Genomic DNA, 20,705 nt, shown 5'->3' on the forward strand with positions numbered 1-20,705 from the left:
ATGCTGAGAATCGAACTGAAGGCAGCGGCCAGCGGCCAGCCCGGCTACGGGGAGCTGATCCTGCACGGTTGGGAAGCCGGTACCGAGGGGCTGGAACTGGCTATCCAGCGTAATCAGGACGGTCGCTACCTTGATGTCCGCGGCGGCTGGGATACCAATCCCGCCTGGCACGTCATCGATGGGTTCGAGCACAACGGCAAGCTCCTGAGCGGCGAAGTCGGCCCCTGGCTGATCGATCCCCTGGTGCTCGATCCGCAGATGGTCTACATGCTGCAATTGCGCAATACCGAGGCGAGCGACAAAGGCGTACTGCGTACCGTCGGCAACCTGCTGTCGTCCCAGGCTGCTGGCAATTCGCTGCGCGAAGAGGGACGAGTCAACCCCCGTAACAAGCCGACGCCCGTCGAAGCAGAGCCATCACCGCCGCCGGAACCCGTAGTCGAGCCGGTAACGGAGCCAGTGGTCGAGCCGCCACCCCCTCCCGAACCCATGGAATCCCTGACCGCCGAGCCTCGTGAAATTCCACCCGTGATAAAGGATCCTCGCCGGTTGGTATGGATCATCGCTTTGCTGACCCTGCTGGCGGTCATCGGCGCGGCCTGCTATTGGTGGTTTTTCCTGCGCGACCACAGTCTCAGCGACAATCCTGCCGTGGACCCGGCCCAGGTTACCGCACCGGCGACAAGCAGCAGCGAAGCAGGTGATTGCACCCTGGATGGCAGTGCGCAAGACCTGGCCTTTATCCAGACCTGCCTGAAATCCAAGCCATCCAGCGAACAGCTCCTAGCGGTGATCGACGCCGCGAAAAAAGCCAGGCGCTGTGGTGTGGTGCAGCGCCTGTACGCACATCAGGCGCAGTCCGGCAATGCTGCCATCGCCTTCGCCTATGCCCGCGAATACGATCCGCAAACCTTCAAGGCTGGTGGCTGCATCGAATCTGCCGATGCCGAGACGGCGGTTTACTGGTATGAGATCGCGGTGGCCAACGATGCCAACAACAAGGAAGCCAGCCAACGGCTGGCAGAATTGAAGAAAGCGAGCGAGAAATGACGATGCGGCCTGATCTGGCGTTATTTACAAGTCTGTTTCTAGGCGTTGTTGCCGGCCAGAGCCTGGCAGCCGACAAACCTTTGCTGCAGGAAGGCAAAAAGACCCTCTACCAGCGCGTACTGACCACGCCGACCTGCCAGTTGGGCGACAAGGCTGGCGCTACTGGTGGCAAGGCGCAGCCAGCGTTCACCCGGTTCTATGTCTACCAGCGGCAAAAGGCTGGTAACGACGAGTGGCTGCAGGTCGGCCCGGACAGCTACGGTAAAACCGTCGGCTGGATTCCCGCCGGTTGCTCGGTAGAGTGGAAGATGCAGATGACCCTGGCGCTGACCAACCCGGCCGGGCGCGATCCGCTGCTGTTCTTCCGCCAGCGCGAAACGCCCGAAAAACTCTTTGCCCAGAACGATCCGGCCAAGCTGCTCAAACCCATCCGCGCCAACCTGGCGAGCCAGGGTCGCGATCCCGCCGTGGTGGCCCAGGAACCGAACTACGCCATCGATCTGGAAAAGCAGTTCTATCTGTTGCCAGTGCTGGATGCCGAGGAAATCCTCACCGAAAAAGGTTTTCGGACCCGGCTGCTGAAAGTCGCCTCGGTGACCGCGGCCGATCCGAAAGCCAAGGACGCGCCCGCCAAGGTCAACGAGGAAAACACCCTGAAAGGCTTCAGCGCCGCCGTGGTGTTCGTCATCGACTCGACCATCTCCATGGAACCGTATATCGATCGCACCCGCCAGGCAGTAAAGGAGATCTACCAGAATATCGAGCAGGAAAAACTGCTGGATCGGGTCAAGTTCGGCCTGGTCGCCTTCCGCTCCAACACCAAGGAAGTGCCGGCCCTGGAATACACCAGCAAGATGTTCGTCAACCCGAGCACGGTCAAGGATGGGCAGGACTTCCTCAACAAGATTTCCTCGCTCAAGCAGGCCACTGTATCCAGCAGCCGTTTTGATGAGGATGCCTTCGCCGGGGTGATGCAGGCGCTGGATAATGTGGAATGGAACAACTTTGGCGCTCGCTACATCGTGCTGATCACCGATGCCGGGGCGCTGACCGGTGACGATCCACTGTCTTCCACCGGCTTCAATGCCGACCAGGTGCGCCTGGAAGCCAAGTATCGTGGCGTGGCGATCTATGCCCTGCACTTGAAGACCCCGGCGGGGGCGAAGAACCATGCTTCTGCCGAGACGCAGTACACAGACCTGTCCAATAACGCTTTCCTCAACAAGCCCCTGTATTACCCAGTGGATGCTGGCAACGTCGACAGCTTCGGCAAGATGGTCGATAGCCTGGGCGCGGCCATCACGGCCCAGGTCAAGGCCGCCTATCGTGGCGACATGGCCGCCGGCAGCGCCCTGGGCGCCGATGCCGACTACGGCAAGCAGACGAACGACAAAGCGGCGGACAAGAATCTGTTGGCGGACGCTGCCAAGCTCGGCTACGCCATGCGCCTGGCCTATCTCGGCGAAGCCACTGGTGCCAGCGCGCCGCCAGTGTTCGAAGCCTGGATCAGCGACCGTGACTACCTCAAGCAGAACGTGCCGACCACCGACGTGCGGGTACTGCTGACCAAGGGGCAATTGAGCGATCTGAGCGAAGTGGTCAAACAGATTGCCGATGCCGCCAACGAAGGTCTGATCTCGCCTGAAGATATGTTCCAGCGCCTGCGCTCGGTAGCCGCCACCATGGGCAAGGATCCCAACCAGTTGCAGAAGGGCGATGCCAAGACCCTGGCGCAGATGGGCCTGATGGCCGAATACCTGGAAGGTCTGCCTTATCTGAGCGAAGTGCTGAATCTCGACGAGGAAACCTGGAAAGGCATGGAAGGGTTGGAGCAGGAGAAATTCATCCGCCGGTTGAACACCAAGCTCAAGTACTACCAGAAGTACAACGCGGATGTGGATCGCTGGGTGTCACTGGCCGAGGGTAGCGATCCTCGGGACCACGTGTATCCGGTGCCGTTGGAGGCATTGCCTTGAGGCGTTTTCTTTTCGATGCGGCTACAAGGTATATGACCGATGCTTTTTCCTCGTTGGAGACGAAACCTGCAATTTCCAAGAGAGAAAGTGTATCGATTTGGCGACAAATCCACTCTTTCTCGCCAGCCTCACTCAAACGCGAGGCTTGACTCTACGTGCTCCATATCGAAAACCTCACTATCCGCCGTGGCCCCGACTACCGCATAGCGCTTCCACTGCTGTCCCTACAACGTGGCGAAGTCGCCGCCATCACCGGGGCCAGTGGTTGCGGCAAGAGCACGCTCCTGGAAATGATCGGCCTGATCCTGCGTCCGGAAACGCTCGATAGCTACCGTCTCGGCGATTCCGCTACAGCCCTGGATATCGCTGACCTGCTGCACGAAGACCGCCAAAAAGCCCTGGCTGATATCCGTGCCCGGCGCCTGGGGTTCGTCCTGCAGACCGGTGGTCTGCTGCCGTTTCTCAGCGTGCGCCAGAACATCGAACTGCCGCGGCGCATGCTCGGCCTGTCGGTGGCCAGTGAACCGGTCGAGGATGCCATCGAGCGCTTGAACCTGGCGCCACTGCTGGCCAAAAAGCCCGGCCAGCTTTCCATTGGCGAGCGCCAGCGGGTGTCCTTCGTGCGTGCCATCGCCCATGAGCCGGATCTGCTGCTGGCCGACGAGCCCACCGCCGCGCTGGACCCGATCCAGGCGCGCAAGCTGTTCGAACTGATTATCGAACTGGTGCGGCGCTGGCGGATTGCTGCACTGCTGGTCACCCACGACTGGGATTTGGTGCGCGACTGCGGTATCCGCAATCTGGTCGGCGTACCGGACGACAAGGCGCCCAAGGGCGGTACGGTGTTTCATGACGCAGCCTGAAACCCGCGCCCGGCGGCGCCTGCTGATCGAGCTGGCGGCGCGCGATCTGTGGCATGACCGCAAGGTATCGCTGTGCATCGTCGCCTCGCTGGTGGCAGTGATCGCGCCGTTGTTGCTGCTGTTCGGCCTCAAATACGGCGTGGTTTCGCAGTTGCAGCAGGAACTGCTGAACGATCCGCGCAACCTGGAAATCCGCGTACTCGGCAACTACGACCTCGACCGTGCCTGGTTCGAACAGTTGGCAGCGCGAACGGATGTCGGGTTCGTCATGCCGCTGACCCGCTCGCTGAACACCCAGGCCGATCTGATGCGTGACAACCAGCGCTTCGTTGCCAACGCCGAGGTGATTCCCACCGGTGCGGGCGATCCCTTGCTGGGCGGCACCCTCGCTGCGCCGACAGCCATCGATCAGGTACTGCTCAGTGCCAGTGCAGCCCGCAAGCTGGAGGTGAAAGCCGGAGATCGTTTCCGGCTGTTGGTGCTGCGCAAGCTGGATGGCGAAAACGAAAACGGCCACCTGGACGTGACCGTCGCCGGCGTGCTGGCTGACACGGTATTCCCGCGCCCGGCAGTACTGGTGTCGCTGGATTTCCTGGTCGCGATGGAGAATTTCCGCGACGGGTTTGCCGTACCCATGCTCGGTTTTACCACCGGTAAGCCACTGGAAAAGCCGCGTGACCGTTATGCCCGTGCCCGGATCTATGCGCGTGGCCTGGACGATGTGGCACCCATCGCTGCCTGGTTGGAGCAGGCTAATATCGAGACCAATACCCGCGCCCGGGATATCGAGTCGGTGAAGGCCATCAGCCGCGTGCTCGGCCTGATCTTTGCCGTGATCGCCTGGACGGCGGTAGCTGGCTGCGTCGCCTCGCTGGCCGGGGCCTTCCTCGCCAATATCGACCGCAAGCGCAAGGATCTGGCTCTGCTGCGCCTGCTGGGTTTTCGCCGTGGTGCGACCGGTTTCTATGTGATAGTGCAGGCGGCGCTGCTCACCTGTCTGGCATTCGGCCTGGGCTATGCCGCCTATTTTGTGGGTAGTCTGATCTTCAACGCGGCTTTGGGTGCCAACCTGGCCGACAATGCCTTCGTTTGCAGACTGGAAAACATCCATATTCTGCTGGCCTTCGCCAGCGCATTGCTGATCGCCATGCTGGTGGCGGGAGTAGGAGGGTTTCGTGCGATTCATATTCAGCCGGCCGAAAGCCTGCGAGATCTCTGAAAAATTCCTGAGTGTCGCCATCGCTGCGTTGTCACTGGCCTTGGTCAGCCTCTCGGCACAGGCGGCCTGGGACGAGAAGTACTACAACCCGCAGCCGCAGGATGGCGATGTGGTGCTGCCGATGCCATGCGCTGGAGCCATGGTCTTGCGCCGGGTGCAGGTGCCGATGGCCAACCCTCTGGATGACTACGCCATCACCCTTGGCCAGGACAGCGACGAATGGGGTTATCTGGAACAGGCGCGGCCCACCTATATCGCCGGCAGTTTCAGTGTGAAAAAACCCGAGCCAGGCCGCTACTACCTGATGGCCAAGTACGAACTGAGCGAGCTGCAATACCAGGCAGTGATGAATCCGACCTGTCCCGAACCCTCAACCGGGCGGCGCTTGCCGCAGACCGGAGTGAGCTGGTTCGATGCCACAGCCTTTGCCGACAAGTACAACCTCTGGCTGCGCAAGAATGCTCCCGACAAACTCCCCAAGGAAGACGGCATGGCCGGCTTCCTGCGCCTGCCCACCGAGGCTGAATGGGAATTCGCCGCGCGCGGCGGCATGGCCGTGTCCCAGGCCGAATTTCGCGACACCCGCTTCCCCATGCCGGAAGGGGTGAACGCCTATGCCTGGTTCGCCGGTACCCAGTCGGCCAACGGCAAGCTGCAGCTCGCCGGCCTGCTCAAGCCCAATCCGCTCGGCCTGCATGATGTGCTTGGCAACGTCGACGAAATGCTCTTTGAGCCATTCCACCTGACCAAGCTGGATCGCCAGCACGGCCAGTCCGGTGGCTACATCCTGCGCGGCGGCAACTACCTGACCCCACAGGCGGAGCTGCGCACCGCACTGCGCCAGGAAGAGCCCTATTACAGCAATACCGGCAGTGAGCAGAACAAACTGAAAACCACTGGTTTCCGCCTGGCCCTGGTATCACCGACATTGACTTCCCGCGACCGGATCAAACAGGTCGAGCAGGAATGGAAGAAGCTTGGTACGCAGCAGGAAACCACGGCAGCCGGCCAGCCGCCACAAGGGCACGATACGGCAGGCGAGATCGGCACCATCGCCGATAGCGTGCAGGACGACGCGCTGAAGAAGCAGCTGGAAAAACTGCGTAGCGACCTGCGCGCCAACACCCTGGCCCGTGACGAACAGCGCGACCAGGCGATCCGTTCCGAACTGCAACTGGGAGCCTTTCTCTGTACCAAGCTCAAGGACGACGGAGAATTCCTCGATACCCTGGACGGCAATTTCAGCCGCAGCTGCGGCAAGGATGGCAGCGAACCCCAGGCGCGCTGCGACGCCCGCAAGGAACAGCTGGACGGTCATCGCAAAGTGCTGGATTTCATGCTCAATTATTACGCCGACAGTGTGGTGGGCAGCGCCTTGAACTACAGCCAGGCAACCGTCCAGCCGCAGGTAAGCGTAGTCGCGCAGCAACTGGCTGCCCGCGGCAAAAGCAATCTGCGCGCCTATCTCGATACCCACTGGAATAACCTGCAGGGCTATATGAAGACCGGCAAGGTGTCACGCGCGCAATGGCTGAAATCCTGTAAATCGATTTGAGCGAAGGTGGGGAAGATGAGCGCAGTTTCGTTCATGAAAAGACCTGCCAGTTGGCTGATCGTCAGTCTCGCCGTGGTATTGGCTGGCTGTCAGACCATGGGTGGTTTGGGTAGTAGCGGGGTCGATCCTCGTCTGTCCAATAGTCAGTCGGCTGAGTTTTTTAGCAAATCCGGGATGCAGGCTTGTGCCGGTGGCGCTGCAATCGGCGCACTCGCCTGCCTGGTGGGAAATGCCAATGATAAAGGTACCTGTCTGGCGGCGGCGGCTCTGGTCGGTTGCGGCGTCGGCATGGGGGCTAACTATTACCTGGATAACCGACGTGCCCAGTATGCCAATGACGAGCAGCGTCTCGATGTCGCCATCGCCGATGTGCAGAAGGACAATCGCGAACTGCAGGATCTGACCCGTACCGCTCAGAGTGTGATTGACGACGATCGCCGGAGTCTGCTGAAGATCAAGAGCGACATCGCCGCCAAGAAAGTACAAAAGACCCAAGCCCAGCAGCGTTTGGTGCAGATCGACAAGAATGCGTCCTTCCTCAAGGACAAACTGGCCAACGCCCAGGCCAAGCAGCGTGAATGGCAGAAGGTCGCCGCTGCCGAGCGCAACACTGCCAGCGCCGCTCGACTGGATACGCTGAACGCGGAAATCAATAACATGCAAAAGCAGATCTCCTCGCTGGAAACCGAGATCGACCAACTCTATAAGCAACGCTCCTCTATCCGACTGGGCTAGGTATATGTACAGACTTTCAATCGTCGCCAGCACACTGCTTCTGGGCGCCTGCACGGTGACCCAACAGGACTGCGATCCGCGCAATGCCGATGCCAGCTTCGCCACCAAATTCAATTGCAACACCCAGGGCGTCTATGACCAGCGCGTTACACACAAGCAGCAGGTGCTGCTCGACGAGCAGAAGACCAACCAGATGTTTCGCGACGTCTATGCCGCCATCCAGAAAGAGCGCAGCGAAGTCAGCAGCGAGCTGGGCAAGAACCGCAGCGAATATGCCTCGTTGAACAAGGCCTTGAATGCCTTGCTGAGCGATCTGAAAAAGCGCGCCCAAGGCAATCAGCGCATCCAGACGCAGATCGCCGGTATTGAAAAGGACATGGCTGACGTCAACCGCCAGGACAACACCGCTGTGATGCAGAAACAGTACGAACTGCAAAAGCTGCAAAATCGCGTCGCCGATCTCGAAAGCGATCTGGGCCTGCAGAAGTGAATCATCGTCCGACTGGACCTACGCACCCATGAAACGAATCTCACGCTTGTCCGGCGAAACGCGCAATGCCGAAGAAGTATTGAACGGTCACGCCGAACTCATCCAGATTCTCAAACGCCATCTGCCGCCCAGTACGACGGCGCTGTTCGCCAAGCCCAGGCAAGCTGAGGGCGATGTCGTCGAATGGTATTCGGATCTGGGCGGCCAACCTGTACCGTTTTCCGAACTGAGTGAGAAAGAAGCGGCCCAGGTTCGCCATCTGCTGGACGAGCGCCTGACTTCCATCGAACAACTGGCCACCCGGCTTGAAGAACAGGGCGAGGAGGGCAAGCGTCAGGCCGGGCTGCTGCGCCAGGCAACTGCTTATCCGGATACCGCCACCCTCTATTCGCTCAATGGCCAGCCAGTGGTGACCTTCTGGGGTGGTGGCGAACCACCGCCACCACCAGCACCACCGCCGTTGCCCGCGGGCGAACCGCCGTTGCCTGGCGCCATACCCGCCGCCATGCTTGCCATCGAACCACGCAAGCGCCGCTGGTGGCCCTGGTTGCTCTTGTTGCTGCTGCTTCTGGCATTGCTGGCGGCGCTCTGGTGGTGGTTCTACGGCCGCCAGCCGGAACAACCGCCTGCCCCACCTGTCGAGCCACCGGCTACCCAGGAAGAAAAGCCGCAGCCGCCCAAAGAAGAACCGCCGGCACCCAAACCCGAAGAACCGAAGGAAGAACCGAAACCCGAACCACCGGTTCCCGAAGTGGAACCGGAGAAGGAGCCAGTGCCCGAACCGGAGCCCAAACCTGAAGTGAAGCCCGAGCCACCCAAGCCGGAGCCTAAACCTGTGCCGAAACCGGAGCCAAAACCCGAACCCAAGCCGATACCGAAACCTGAGCCAAAACCGGAACCCAAGCCCGATCCGACCGAACAGGTGAAAAAGCGCATCGCGGCGGCAGGTAACAACTGCACCACGCTGCAGCAGATTCAAACCCAGGAGCCTTTGCTCAAGCAGCATCCGGAACTCAAGGAACAGGTCGAGCAGAAACTCAAGCAGAACTGCCGCCAGCAGCAGATCGCCAACGCCAAGAATCTCTGCCCGAACGAGCGACCCAAGGAACTGGCGCCAGAGTTGGCCATCGTATTCGACGCTTCCGGCTCGATGGACATCAGCCTCCTGGCCACCGAAGCGGAAATCAAACAGGCGTCGATGGTGCAGGGCGTGACCGATATCGCCGCGCAAATACTGCTGGGCGGTAACCCAGGGATCAATACCATGGGACGTATCTTTCGCGAGCCCAAGCGCATCACGGCCGCCAGGGAAGCGACCACCCAGGTGGTGCAGCGCCTGCCCAGCGATGTCAACGCCGGTCTGGTGCTGATCGAGGACTGCCCTCGGGCGCGCAACGCCGGCTTCTACTCGCCAGCCGAGCGCGGCAGCCTGTTGTCGCGCATACGGGGTATCAGCCCGGTACAAGGCACGCCTCTGGCCGACGGGATCGCCAAGGGTGGGCAGATGCTCGACGGTGTCAACCGCGAATCGGTGATGCTGGTAGTCTCCGACGGCGGTGAAAGTTGCGGCCAGGACCCCTGCGCCGTGGCCCAGGCACTGGCACGCAGCAAGCCGCACCTGAAGATCAACGTAATCGACATCCTTGGCACCGGCGCCGGCAACTGCCTGGCCCGGGCGACCGGTGGCCAGGTCTTCACCGTCCGCAACGCTGGCGACCTGAACATGATGACCCGCCAGGCCGCCCAGGACGTGCTGCCGCCGGCGCATTGCCGGCCGTGAGTGAGAGGGCGTTGGGCGAGCCTCTCTTTCTCGTCAAACCTCTTCCTCGCCACTCGGCTCCAGTGGTCCACTGGCCTGCGGAGCCCGGTGCAGGAACAGCAGGGGGATTCCGGCGGCCAGCACCAGCAGGCCGAGCAGCGCGCCCAGGCCGGCGTACAGCGTGCTGGCCCAGAACAGCCCCAGGCAACTGGCGGCGAACGACAGTGGCAGCCAGGGATACCAGGGCGCCCGGAACGGCCGCGGCCGGTCGGGGTGCAGGCGGCGCAGGCGCGGCAGGGACAGCGCCACCAGGCACATGAACAGCCAGAATACCGGCGCCGTATAGGCCACCATGCTTTCCACGCCGTTCTGACTGAGGGCGCCGAATAGCACCAGCAGCAGTGTGATACCGGCCTGGGCCAGCAGGGCGCGCCGCGGCGTCGCGCCGTGTTCGCTCCAGATGCCGAGCGAAGCCAGTTGTGGCACGTCACGGCCCAGGGCGTAATACACCCGCGCTCCGGTGAGCAGGGTGCCGTTGAGGGTGCTCAAGGCGGTGAGGCAGATCACCAGGCTGAGCGCCACCATCGCCCAGGGACCGGCGACGATGGCCATCAGATCGGCGGCGACCGCGTTGGACTGCCGCAAGCCGGCGATGCCGAAGATTTCCAGGTAGACCAAGTTGGCCAGCAGATACAGGAGCGTCACCGCCAGGGTGCCGATCAACAGCACCCGGCTCATGTTGCGCCCCGGATCGTGCAGCTCGCCGGAAAGATAGGCCGCCTCGTTCCAGCCGCCGTAGGTCAGCAGCACGAACACCATGCCCATGCCCAGCGTCCCGAAGGACAGCCCCGCCGGCTTGCCGGCGACCATCGGCTCGGGCGGCCCATTGGCGAACAGCAACCCGGCGCATAGCATGGCCAGCAGCGCCAGGATGGTCAGCCCGCTCAGCAGCCTCTGCGCGCGATTGGAGTGCCGCGTGCCGAGCAGGTTGAGCGCGGTCAGGGCCAGGATCGCGATCACCGCGTGCCAGGCCGCGCCGTGCTCGCCCAGTGACAGCAGGCGCTGGGCATAGTCGCCATAGATGAAGGCCACCACGGCGATGGCGCCGGTCTGGATCACCGTGCCGCGCGCCCAGGCGAACAGCAGCCCGACCCGGGGGCCCCAGGCCAGGCGCAGATAGCGGTATTCGCCGCCCTGGTCCGGGAAGGCGGCGCCTAGTTCGGCATAGCAGAGCGCGCCGACCAGCATTACCAGGCCGCCGGCCAGCCACAGGCCGAGGTAGAGCAGGGCGCTGTCGGCATGCCGGGCCACCAGCGGCGGGAAGCCGAAGATACCGACACCCACCACGACGCCGACCAGCACGGCTACGCCATCGAGCACCGACAGGCCGGCCGGGGGCCGGCGGGAATGCGCGGATGGGTTCATGATCAGCTCCGCCGGGCGGCCCATTTGGGCATGGCGCCATTCACCGGAACGGCGCGAATGCGATTGCCTTCCACCTTGCCGACATACAACTGGTCGTCGAGGGTGAAGCGCAGTTCATCGCCGTGCAGGCTGCCTTTCACCTCGCTCTGGACGCCCGGGGCGGATGCGGTACCCTCCACCTGCTGGAAGTGCTGGTGCAGGTCGAGGCTGTATGTCCGTCCGCCGGCATCCACCTGCCAGCGACCTTCCACCTTGGCGGGAACGATCCACAGGTAGATGTAATTACCCTCCACCACATCGCTCTGGTCCGCCTCCCAGTCCTGCATGCTGAAGGCGTGGGAAACCACCCGGGTGCCTGGCTCCAGGGTGTCGAGGATCACCGGGCGCAGGCGTAGGTTGACCTGGGGCAGCAGATACAGGGTCAGCACATCGGCCTTGGAAATATCCTTCTCGAACAGGTCGCCCTGCTCGAACTCGACCTTGTCCGTCACCTCCGCCCGCTCGGCGTTCTGCCGGGCTTCCCGGATGCGCTGCGGGTTCAGGTCGACACCGAGCGCCTTGCGCGCGGCATGGTCGCGCACGGCGGAAATGGCGATGCGGCCATCCCCGGAACCGAGGTCGATCAGATAGTCGTCCGGCCGGATCTCGGCCATTTCCAGCATGCGCTGGACCACGGCTTCGGGGGTCGGCACGTAGGGCACGTCCAGCCTGGGCGGCGCATCCTGCGAGCGCAGGGAAAGCGGTAGGCTGAGCAGGATCAGTGGCAGCAGACTGAACACGGTGACACGACTAAAAGCGGCGGCAAGGGGCATCGGCAGTTACTCCCTGAAACGGATTCGGTGGAGATCGCACGCCAGCGACAGGCGTTATCTTCACGACCCGGTCGTCCCGCCAAGGTTCTACCGCAGACGCTGGGCCGGCCCGCTTCCGGCGGGCCGGAAGCGACCCGCGGCCCGTCCATGTGGGCGCTTTCCGGAAGGCGGAGCAGATGTAACGCAATATTGCGCAGAGCCATCCAGCAAGACAGCGGCGCAAGCCATGACTGAAGTGCGGGGTGGCGCCATGACAAGCACGCAAAGCCATGACCGGCGTGCAGCCGGACCCTTGAAAACCCTGCCGTCAAGGGGCAAAGTCAGGACCGGTCATGCTTGCTCGTTCGCGGCGCTGGCCCGATCCATTCCAACCCGCCTCTATCCAGGACTCCCGCCATGTCCCTCGACATCGTCATCCTCGCCGCCGGCCAGGGCACTCGCATGCGTTCGGCTTTGCCCAAGGTGCTGCATCCCGTCGCCGGAAAATCCATGCTCGCGCATGTCGTCGATACCGCCCGGCAGTTGAGTCCGCGCAGCATCCAGGTGGTAGTCGGGCATGGTGCCGAGCAGGTGCGCGAAGCGCTGGCGGCGGACGACCTGACGTTTGTCACGCAGGCCGAGCAACTGGGTACGGGACATGCCGTAGCCCAGGCGTTGCCGGGGTTGACTGCCGAACGGGTGCTGATCCTTTATGGCGATGTGCCTTTGATTCAGGTACAGACCCTGCAGCGTCTGCTGGAGCAGGCCACGTCAGAGCGGCTGGGGCTGCTGACCGTGGAGCTGGCCGATCCTACCGGTTACGGCCGGATCGTGCGCGATGCCACCGGCGAGGTATGCGCCATCGTCGAGCACAAGGACGCCACCCCGCAACAACGCGCCATCTGTGAAGGTAATACCGGCATCCTCGCCGTACCCGGCGCGCGGCTGGGCGACTGGCTGGGCCGCCTGTCCAACCATAATGCCCAGGGTGAGTATTACCTGACCGATGTGATTGCCATGGCGGTGAGTGACGGGCTGGTCGTCGCTACCGAGCAACCGCAGGAAGAAATGGAAGTGCAGGGTGCCAACGACCGCATCCAACTGGCCATGCTGGAGCGCTACTTTCAGGCCCGCGCTGCTCGCCAATTGATGCTGCAAGGCGTGACCTTGCGCGATCCGGCACGCTTCGATCTGCGCGGTGAGGTGACCATTGGCCGCGATGTACTGATCGATATCAATGTGATCCTCGAAGGTCGGGTGGTCATTGAGGATGGAGTGGAAATCGGTCCCAATTGCGTGATCAAGGACAGCATTCTGCGCCGCAATGCGGTACTCAAGGCCAATTGTCACCTGGACGGCGCCGACGTAGGCGAGGGAGCCGATTGCGGACCTTTTGCCCGCTTGCGGCCGGGTGCGGTACTGAGTGCCAGAGCGCATGTCGGCAACTTCGTCGAAATGAAGAATGCCCGGCTGGGAGAAGGCGCCAAGGCCGGCCACCTGTCCTACCTGGGCGATGCCGAGATCGGTGCGCGCAGCAACATCGGCGCCGGCACTATTACCTGCAACTATGACGGCGCCAACAAGCACCGCACGGTCATGGGCGAAGATGTCTTCATCGGCTCCAACAGCTCGCTGGTCGCGCCCGTGACCCTGGGCGATGGCGCCACCACCGCGGCGGGCTCCACCATCACTGAGGACGTGCCGGCCGCCTCCCTGGCCCTGGGCCGCGCGCGCCAGGTGAACAAGGACGGCTGGCAACGGCCGCGCAAGCAGCGCTGAAGCCTCTGTATATGCCTGCCTCACCGACGCTGAGCTTGAGCCCGGCCGCTTGGAAATCAGCCTGAAAAAGCCGACATCCAGCACGATATGCTGGATGTCGGCTCGTTAGGAGGGCAGCGATAATTATCGCCGGTAGACCGGCTGGCCCATCCGTTCAGAAGAACGTAAGGCCTGCCTGGAACAGCAGCTCGACGTCGCGCACGCTCGCCTTGTCCACTAGGAACAGAATCACATGGTCGCCCGATTCGATCACGATATCGTCGTTGGCGATCAGCACCTGTTCATCGCGGATGATGGCACCGATGTTGGTTCCCGAAGGCAGGTTGAGTTTACCGACCGCTTTACCTACTACTTTGCTTGAACGCGAATCGCCGTGAGCGACCACTTCGATGGCTTCGGCCGCGCCTCGGCGCAGGGAATGAGCGGTGACGATATCGCCGCGCCGCACATGGGTCAGCAATGAGCCGATGGTGGCCAGCTGCGGGCTGATGGCGACGTCTATCTCGCCTCCCTGGACCAGGTCCACGTAGGCTGGGTTGTTGATGATGCTCATTACCTTGCGTGCACCCAGCCGCTTGGCCAGGAGCGATGACATGATGTTGGCCTCGTCGTCGTTGGTCAGGGCCAGGAAGATGTCGGTCTCGTTGATGTTTTCTTCCAGCAGCAGATCCTTGTCCGAGGCGCTGCCCTGCAGAACGATGGCACTGTCCAGCCGATCCGACAGGTAGCGGCAGCGCGCCGGGCTCATTTCGATGATCTTCACTTGGTAACGGCTTTCGATGGCCTCGGCCAGGCGCTCGCCGATGTTGCCGCCGCCGGCGATGACGATGCGCTTGTAGCTGTCTTCGAGACGGCGCAGTTCGCTGATGACGGCGCGGATATGGACCTTGGCAGCGATGAAGAAGACCTCGTCGTCGGCCTCGATCACCGTATCGCCCCTGGGCAGGATGGCCCGGTTGCGGCGGAAGATGGCGGCCACCCGCGCGTTCACACTGGGCATGTGTTCGCGGATCTGGCGCAGCTCCTGGCCTACCAGCGGACCGCCGTAGTAGGCGCGCACCGCCACCAACTGGGCTTTGCCGTCGCCGAAGTCGACGACCTGCAAGGCACCGGGGTATTCGATCAGCCGCTTGATGTAGTTGGTCACCACCTGCTCGGGGCTGATCAGTACATCGATCGGGATCGCCTCGTTGCTGAACAGGTCGCTGCGCACCAGATAGGCCGATTCGCGCACCCGGGCGATCTTGGTCGGCGTGTTGAACAGGGTATAGGCCACCTGGCAGGCCATCATGTTGGTTTCATCGCTGCTGGTGACTGCCACCAGCATGTCGGCATCATCGGCACCGGCCTGGCGCAGTACGGTAGGGAACGAGCCCCTGCCCTGGACGGTACGGATGTCCAGGCGGTCACCGAGGCTGCGCAGGCGTTCGCCATCGATATCGACGATGGTGATGTCGTTGGCCTCGCCGGCCAGATGTTCGGCAAGGGTTCCGCCTACCTGGCCGGCGCCGAGAATGATGATTTTCATGGGAGCGATCTCCTTGCGGTGCAGGCTAGGCCATGGCGACCCGCGGCTGTGCGGCGATCTTGATCAGCTTCGCATAATAGAAACCGTCATGACCATTGGCCTTCGGTAGCAATTGGCGACCGTGACTCTGTTTGAGCCCATAAGCGCTGACGATGTCCAACTCGCGGGCGCCGGGCGTACGGGCAAGGAAGGCGGCGATCACCTCGCGGTTTTCCATGGGCAACACCGAGCAAGTGGCGTAGAGCAGCACGCCGCCGACTTCGAGCGTCGGCCATAATGCATCGAGCAGCCGGCCCTGGAGTTCGGCCAGTGCCGGTATGTCGGTGGGCTGGCGAGTCTGTTTGATGTCCGGATGCCGACGGATTACGCCGGTGGCCGAGCAGGGTGCGTCCAGCAGGATGCGCTGGAACGGTCGGCCATCCCACCAGGCTGCGGTATCGCCGGCATCGGCGGCGAGCAGGTGGGCATCGAGCTGCAGTCGTGCCAGGTTGTCGCGCACTCGCTCCAGACGGCGTGGTTCCAGGTCCAGTGCCACCAATTCGGCCAGTTCCGGTTCCTGTTCCAGCAGATGACAGGTCTTGCCGCCCGGTGCGCAACAGGCATCCAGCACCCGCTGGCCTGGCGCTGGTTCCAGCAGGGCGGCGGCGAGTTGGGCTGCTTCGTCCTGCACACTGACCCGGCCTGCGGCGAAACCAGGGAGTTGCTGTACATCGCAGGGTTCGGCCAGGTGAATGCCGTCCGCGCTGAATTCGCAAGGCTGTGCCGCGATGTCTGCCGCAGCGAGCAGGGCCAGATAATCGGCCCGACTACCCTGGCGGCGGTTGACCCGCAAGGTCAGCGGCGGATGCAGGTTGTTGGCGTGGCAGATAGCTTCCCAGACATCCGGCCATTGGGCTTTGAGGGTTTTCTGCAGCCAGCGCGGATGCGCCAAGCGGATCACCGGGTCGTGCTCCAGCTCCGCCAGCAGCGCTTCGCCTTCGCGTTGGGCACGGCGCAGCACGGCATTGAGCAAACCTTTGGCCCAGGGTTTTTTCAGCTTGTCCGTGCAGCCGACGGTCTCGCCGATGGCTGCGTGTGCCGGAATCCGGGTGTGGAATAACTGGTACAGGCCGACCAGCAGCAGTGCTTCGACATCGCGGTCGGCAGCCTTGAATGGCTTCTGCAGCAGGCGTTCGGCAAGGCCGGACAAGCGCGGCTGCCAGCGTGCCGTACCGTAAGCCAGCTCCTGGGCCAGGCCGCGATCACGCGGTGCCACCTGTGCCAGCGGTCCGGGCAGGCTGCCAGCCAGCGAAGCCTTGCCGGAAAGTACTGCCGCCAGGGCTTGCGCGGCGGCCAGACGTGGTTTCATGGAGTCGATTGTTTTCCCGCTTGCGTTGCCGCCTGGAAAGGGGTTGGACCCCGGGGTTTGCCCTTCGAGGTTCCTGGAGGATTCAGTGCTGTATCGAGCCTGCATGGGTGAGTGGCAAGGGTTGTTGCCAGACAAGACGAAGACTCGTCCTCCACGCAAGCCATGCAATTTTTACATAAAGCCTTCGCGCAAGCACTGCCGAGTGCTCATATCAAGGATTCGAACACGCCGATGTGTGCGCAAGGATGGCCTGTACAGGAGGAAGAGGGCCAGCACTCACCCTCGCAGCCATGGTGGTGGCGGTTCCTCGCGTTGCGTTGGCGCATCCTTCTCCTCCAGTGCTGCCTTGCGGCGTGCCTCGTCGGCCAGCGTAGCGTCGATCTCGCGCATCACTGCCTCGAGGTCGGCTTCTTCCTCCGGCTCCTCGAATTCGCCGGTCAGCACACTCTCCGGGGTCAGCTTGCCGGCCTCGTATAGCGCCCACATTTCCTTGGCGTGCTTGCTGGCCAGCAATTCGGGCGCGAAGTGGCCAAAGTAGTCGTTCATGTTGGCGACATCGCGTTCAAGCATCTTGAACGCATGGTTGTTGCCCGCTGCATCCACCGCCTGCGGCAGGTCGATCACCACCGGGCCGTCCGGGCCGAGCAGCACGTTGAATTCGGAAAGGTCACCATGCACCAGGCCGGCACAGAGCATCCGCACCACCTGGCGGATCATGAAGGCGTGGTATTCGCGCGCTTGCTCGGGCGTCAGTTCGACATCGTTCAGGCGCGGCGCCGCATCACCGTCCGCGCCGGCGACCATCTCCATCAGCAGCACGCCATCGAGAAAGCCGTAGGGCCTGGGCACGCGCACGCCGGCGCTGTCCAGGCGGTAGAGCGCCGTCACTTCGGCGTTCTGCCAGGCTTCCTCCTGCTCCCGGCGCCCGTACTTGCTGCCCCGCGTCATGGCCCGCGCATCGCGACTGTTGCGCACCTTGCGGCCTTCCTGATATTCGGCAGCCTGGCGGAAGCTGCGTTTGTTGGCTTCCTTGTAGACTTTGGCGCAGCGCAGTTCGTGGCCGCAGCGTACCACGTACACCGCGGCTTCCTTGCCACTCATCAGGGGGCGCAGTACCTCATCGATCAGGCCGTCCTCGATCAGAGGCTCAAGGCGTTTTGGTGTTTTCATCGGTTTCCGTGTGGTTCGTATTTATTTTGGAAAAATCCTGTCGCTTCAATTAATAAGGTTAGCAATCACTGCGATGCGGCGTGCAAGGGCAGGCTCCCTTAACTGCTCAGTCTATCCTTTCATGGCGTCCCGCAACCGCTCCTTGTCATTGACCTCGCTACCCGCATGAGCATCAAAGACCATTACATCGATCATCACGCGCCCAACAGCGTGTCCGGCGCGAACTGCTCGCGCCGGCTGTTGAACAGCTCGGCGAAGGCCAGCGGCTTGCCGCCGGGCAGTTGCAGCCGGGTCACTTGTAGCGCACCTTCGCCACAGGCAACAGTCAGGCCGTCCTTGCTGGCGGCAAGAATGCTTCCTGGTACGCCCTGGCCTTCGCCGAGTCGCGTGGCATGGATCTTCAGCGGTTCGCCATGCAGGCTGGTGTGACAGATGGGCCAAGGGTGGAAGGCGCGAATCCTCCGCTCCAGTTCGACGGCCGGGCGGCTCCAGTCGATCCGCGCCTCGTCCTTGTTCAGCTTGTGCGCATAGGTGGCCAGTGCATCGTTTTGCGGTATGGCTTGCAGGATACCGGCGGCGAGCTCATCCAGCGCCTGCACCACGGTTTGCGCGCCGAGTGCGGCAAGTCGGTCGTGCAGGCTGCCGCCAGTATCTTCGGGACCGATTGGCGTGTGCGCTTCGAGCAGCATCGGCCCGGTATCCAGTCCGGCTTCCATCTGCATGACCGTAACGCCACTTACGCTGTCGCCGGCCTCGATGGCGCGTTGGATCGGTGCGGCGCCACGCCAGCGCGGCAGCAGCGAGGCATGGCTGTTGATGCAGCCCAGGCGCGGGATGTCCAGTACCGCCTGCGGCAAGATCAGGCCATAGGCCACGACCACCAGCAGATCGGCTTCGAGCGCTGCCAAAGCGGCCTGGGCAGCGGCATCGCGCAGCGTTGCCGGCTGGTGGACCGGTAGCTCATGCTTGAGAGCGAGCTGCTTGACCGCACTCGACAGCAGCTTCTGCCCGCGCCCGGCGGGGCGATCCGGCTGGGTATAAACCGCGATGATCTGGTGTCGGGAGGCCAGCATGGCCTGCAGATGTTCGGCGGCAAATTCCGGAGTTCCGGCGAAAACAATACGCAGTGGCTGGGTCATGGGAATCGCTTTATAGGACCTGGCAGGCCCTGTGATCGGAAGGGTTCAGTCTTGCTGGCGGTGCTGTTTTTCCAGCTTCTTGCGGATACGGTCGCGCTTGAGCGTAGATAGATAATCAACGAACAGCTTGCCATTCAGGTGATCGCACTCGTGCTGGATGCAGACCGCCAGCAAGCCTTCGGCTTCCAGCTCGTAAGGCACCCCCTCGCGGTCGAGCGCCCGGATGCGCACCTTCTGCGGGCGGTCCACGTTCTCATAGAAGCCCGGTACCGACAGGCAGCCTTCCTGGTACGGTTCCAGTTCCTCGGTCAAGAATTCGATTTCCGGGTTGATGAACACCAGGGGCTCGTTCTTTTCTTCGGAAAGATCCATGACTACGACGCGCAGGTGCGTATTCACCTGGGTCGCCGCCAGGCCAATGCCTGGAGCGGCATACATGGTTTCGAGCATGTCGTCGATCAGCCGGCGAATGTCATCGTCGACCGCAGCCACCGGCCTGGCCTGGATACGCAGGCGCGGGTCGGGGAATTCCAGGATGTTCAATATCGCCATAGACGTTTGTGATGTACTCGCGCAATCGGTTGAAAGTCCACTGCTAAGATGGCGGGCGGCTTGAAGCACGGTATTTCGTGCGGCTTGCGCAGCCAGCCGCCGGTCGTTCGAACCGGCTTCGAGCCAGTCTTCACTGCCGTTCGGCCGGGTCGCGCAGGCCGTGCCGCACAGTTTTGCGATGGTTCAGTGACGTTCGAGACATGATAAAGGGATTCGCCGCATGAGGAAAATACTACTCGCCCTGCTGCTGGCCAGTGGGCTGGTGCAGGCGGTGCAGCTCAAGGATGGGTATCCGGAGCGCTATACGGTAGTGAGGGGTGACACTCTCTGGGACATTTCCGCCAGGTTCCTCAGCAAGCCCTGGGAATGGCCGCAGATCTGGCAGGCCAATCCCCAGGTCCGCAACCCTCATCTCATCTATCCCGGCGATATCCTGAGTCTGGTCTATATCGATGGCCGGCCGCAGCTGCGGCTGGATCGCGGCGCTTCGCGTGGTACCGTCAAGCTGTCTCCCCAGATCCGTACCCGGCCGATCGCCGAGGCTATTCCCAGCATCTCCCTGGAGTCGATCAATAGCTTTTTGTTGAGCAACCGCATCGTCGACAGCAAGGAGGAGCTGGCGACGGCGCCGTATGTCGTGGCGGGCAACGACGAAAGGGTGATCAGTGGCCAGGGGGACCGGATCTACGGACGTGGTTCATTCAAGCAGCCTCTGGCCGGCTACGAAATCTTCCGACAGGGCAAGGTTTATCTCGATCCGCAGACCAAGGAATTCCTTGGTATCAACGCCGACAACGTGGGCAGTGCCGCGCTGGTGTCCGTTGAAAACGACATCGCATCGCTGAATCTGACGCGCGTGTCCGAAGAGGTGCGCCTCGGCGACCGACTGTTTTCCAGCGAGGAACGTGCGATCAGTTCAAGTTTCATGCCCAGCGCTCCGCAACGGCCGATCAATGGCCTGATTCTGGATGTGCCGCGTGGGGTGACACAGGTCGGTCATATGGATGTGGTCACGCTGAACAAGGGGTCTCGCGACGGCCTGCAGGAAGGCAACGTACTGGCGGTCTACAAGACCGGCGAGACGGTGCGTGACCGGATCACCGGCGAGCGGGTAAAGGTGCCCGACGAACGTGCCGGCCTGCTGATGGTTTTTCGCACGTATGAAAAGCTCAGCTATGGCCTGGTCATGGAGGCCGATCGTTCGCTTTCGATAATGGACAGGGTGCGCAATCCCTGATGCCTCAGGCCAGCTGCCCGGCGCGCTGTACTATTTGCCGGAACGTCCCACGAATTATCGTACGGAAGCGGCACGCGCAGATAAGGAAG

The 20,705-nt window shown here is 62.4% G+C and carries 17 protein-coding genes; 10 read left to right on the forward strand and 7 right to left on the reverse strand.

Features of this window, described 5'->3' with window-relative positions; translation table 11 throughout:
- The 8 genes from FHR87_RS06855 (at window position 1) to FHR87_RS06890 (ending at window position 9,668) form a co-directional block, all read left to right on the forward strand.
- Window positions 1–1,050, forward strand: a complete 1,050-nt coding sequence (locus FHR87_RS06855; protein WP_183165978.1) for a flagellar basal body-associated FliL family protein — start codon at window positions 1–3, stop codon at window positions 1,048–1,050.
- Window positions 1,047–3,026, forward strand: coding sequence for a vWA domain-containing protein (locus tag FHR87_RS06860; protein WP_183165979.1), 1,980 nt, complete (start codon window positions 1,047–1,049; stop codon window positions 3,024–3,026). The genes FHR87_RS06855 and FHR87_RS06860 overlap by 4 nt, the downstream gene beginning before the upstream one ends.
- Before the next feature lie 155 nt (window positions 3,027–3,181).
- Window positions 3,182–3,889 (forward strand): ATP-binding cassette domain-containing protein, encoded by a 708-nt coding sequence (locus FHR87_RS06865; RefSeq protein WP_183165980.1) that lies wholly within the window; start codon window positions 3,182–3,184, stop codon window positions 3,887–3,889.
- The gene (locus tag FHR87_RS06870) at window positions 3,876–5,108 is read left to right on the forward strand and encodes an ABC transporter permease (RefSeq protein WP_183165981.1); all 1,233 of its coding nucleotides are present in this window, start codon (window positions 3,876–3,878) and stop codon (window positions 5,106–5,108) included. Before FHR87_RS06865 ends, FHR87_RS06870 begins: the two co-directional genes overlap by 14 nt.
- Before the next feature lie 34 nt (window positions 5,109–5,142).
- On the forward strand, window positions 5,143–6,663 hold the full coding sequence (locus FHR87_RS06875; protein ID WP_183166114.1) for a formylglycine-generating enzyme family protein: 1,521 nt from the start codon (window positions 5,143–5,145) through the stop codon (window positions 6,661–6,663).
- Between the two features lie 15 nt (window positions 6,664–6,678).
- The gene (locus FHR87_RS06880; RefSeq protein WP_183165982.1) at window positions 6,679–7,398 is read left to right on the forward strand and encodes a hypothetical protein; all 720 of its coding nucleotides are present in this window, start codon (window positions 6,679–6,681) and stop codon (window positions 7,396–7,398) included.
- 4 nt (window positions 7,399–7,402) lie between these two features.
- Window positions 7,403–7,888 carry a hypothetical protein gene (locus FHR87_RS06885; RefSeq protein WP_183165983.1) on the forward strand — a complete coding sequence of 162 codons (486 nt, stop codon included), beginning with the start codon at window positions 7,403–7,405 and terminating at the stop codon, window positions 7,886–7,888.
- A 28-nt stretch (window positions 7,889–7,916) separates the two neighbouring features.
- Window positions 7,917–9,668, forward strand: a complete 1,752-nt coding sequence (locus FHR87_RS06890; RefSeq protein WP_183165984.1) for a vWA domain-containing protein — start codon at window positions 7,917–7,919, stop codon at window positions 9,666–9,668.
- A gap of 33 nt (window positions 9,669–9,701) precedes the next feature.
- Here FHR87_RS06890 and FHR87_RS06895 read toward each other — a convergent pair whose 3' ends face one another.
- Both FHR87_RS06895 and FHR87_RS06900 read right to left on the reverse strand, forming a co-directional pair.
- Window positions 9,702–11,072 carry an APC family permease gene (locus FHR87_RS06895; protein ID WP_183165985.1) on the reverse strand — a complete coding sequence of 457 codons (1,371 nt, stop codon included), beginning with the start codon at window positions 11,070–11,072 and terminating at the stop codon, window positions 9,702–9,704.
- Window positions 11,073–11,074: 2 nt separating this feature from the next.
- Window positions 11,075–11,884 (reverse strand): class I SAM-dependent methyltransferase, encoded by an 810-nt coding sequence (locus FHR87_RS06900; RefSeq protein WP_183165986.1) that lies wholly within the window; start codon window positions 11,882–11,884, stop codon window positions 11,075–11,077.
- A gap of 396 nt (window positions 11,885–12,280) precedes the next feature.
- Here FHR87_RS06900 and glmU point away from each other — a divergent pair, with 396 nt between their 5' ends.
- Complete coding sequence (gene glmU, locus FHR87_RS06905) at window positions 12,281–13,642, forward strand: bifunctional UDP-N-acetylglucosamine diphosphorylase/glucosamine-1-phosphate N-acetyltransferase GlmU (RefSeq protein ID WP_183165987.1); 1,362 nt, start codon at window positions 12,281–12,283, stop codon at window positions 13,640–13,642.
- Window positions 13,643–13,796: 154 nt separating this feature from the next.
- Here the strand turns inward: glmU and trkA are convergent, their stop codons facing one another.
- The 5 genes from trkA to def all read right to left on the reverse strand — a co-directional run bounded on the left by trkA (window position 13,797) and on the right by def (window position 19,379).
- The gene (gene trkA / locus FHR87_RS06910; RefSeq protein ID WP_183165988.1) at window positions 13,797–15,170 is read right to left on the reverse strand and encodes a Trk system potassium transporter TrkA; all 1,374 of its coding nucleotides are present in this window, start codon (window positions 15,168–15,170) and stop codon (window positions 13,797–13,799) included.
- A 25-nt stretch (window positions 15,171–15,195) separates the two neighbouring features.
- Window positions 15,196–16,518 (reverse strand): 16S rRNA (cytosine(967)-C(5))-methyltransferase RsmB, encoded by a 1,323-nt coding sequence (gene rsmB / locus FHR87_RS06915; RefSeq protein ID WP_183165989.1) that lies wholly within the window; start codon window positions 16,516–16,518, stop codon window positions 15,196–15,198.
- 276 nt (window positions 16,519–16,794) lie between these two features.
- Complete coding sequence (locus FHR87_RS06920) at window positions 16,795–17,688, reverse strand: PA4780 family RIO1-like protein kinase (RefSeq protein ID WP_183165990.1); 894 nt, start codon at window positions 17,686–17,688, stop codon at window positions 16,795–16,797.
- Window positions 17,689–17,882: 194 nt separating this feature from the next.
- On the reverse strand, window positions 17,883–18,827 hold the full coding sequence (fmt, locus tag FHR87_RS06925; RefSeq protein WP_183165991.1) for a methionyl-tRNA formyltransferase: 945 nt from the start codon (window positions 18,825–18,827) through the stop codon (window positions 17,883–17,885).
- 45 nt (window positions 18,828–18,872) lie between these two features.
- Window positions 18,873–19,379, reverse strand: coding sequence for a peptide deformylase (def, locus tag FHR87_RS06930; RefSeq protein ID WP_183165992.1), 507 nt, complete (start codon window positions 19,377–19,379; stop codon window positions 18,873–18,875).
- 220 nt (window positions 19,380–19,599) lie between these two features.
- On the opposite strand from def, the gene FHR87_RS06935 reads away from it, so the two are divergent.
- Complete coding sequence (locus tag FHR87_RS06935; RefSeq protein WP_183165993.1) at window positions 19,600–20,616, forward strand: LysM peptidoglycan-binding domain-containing protein; 1,017 nt, start codon at window positions 19,600–19,602, stop codon at window positions 20,614–20,616.
- Window positions 20,617–20,705 lie beyond the last annotated feature (89 nt).

Source organism: Azomonas macrocytogenes (assembly GCF_014191985.1).
Taxonomy (GTDB): domain Bacteria; phylum Pseudomonadota; class Gammaproteobacteria; order Pseudomonadales; family Pseudomonadaceae; genus Azomonas; species Azomonas macrocytogenes.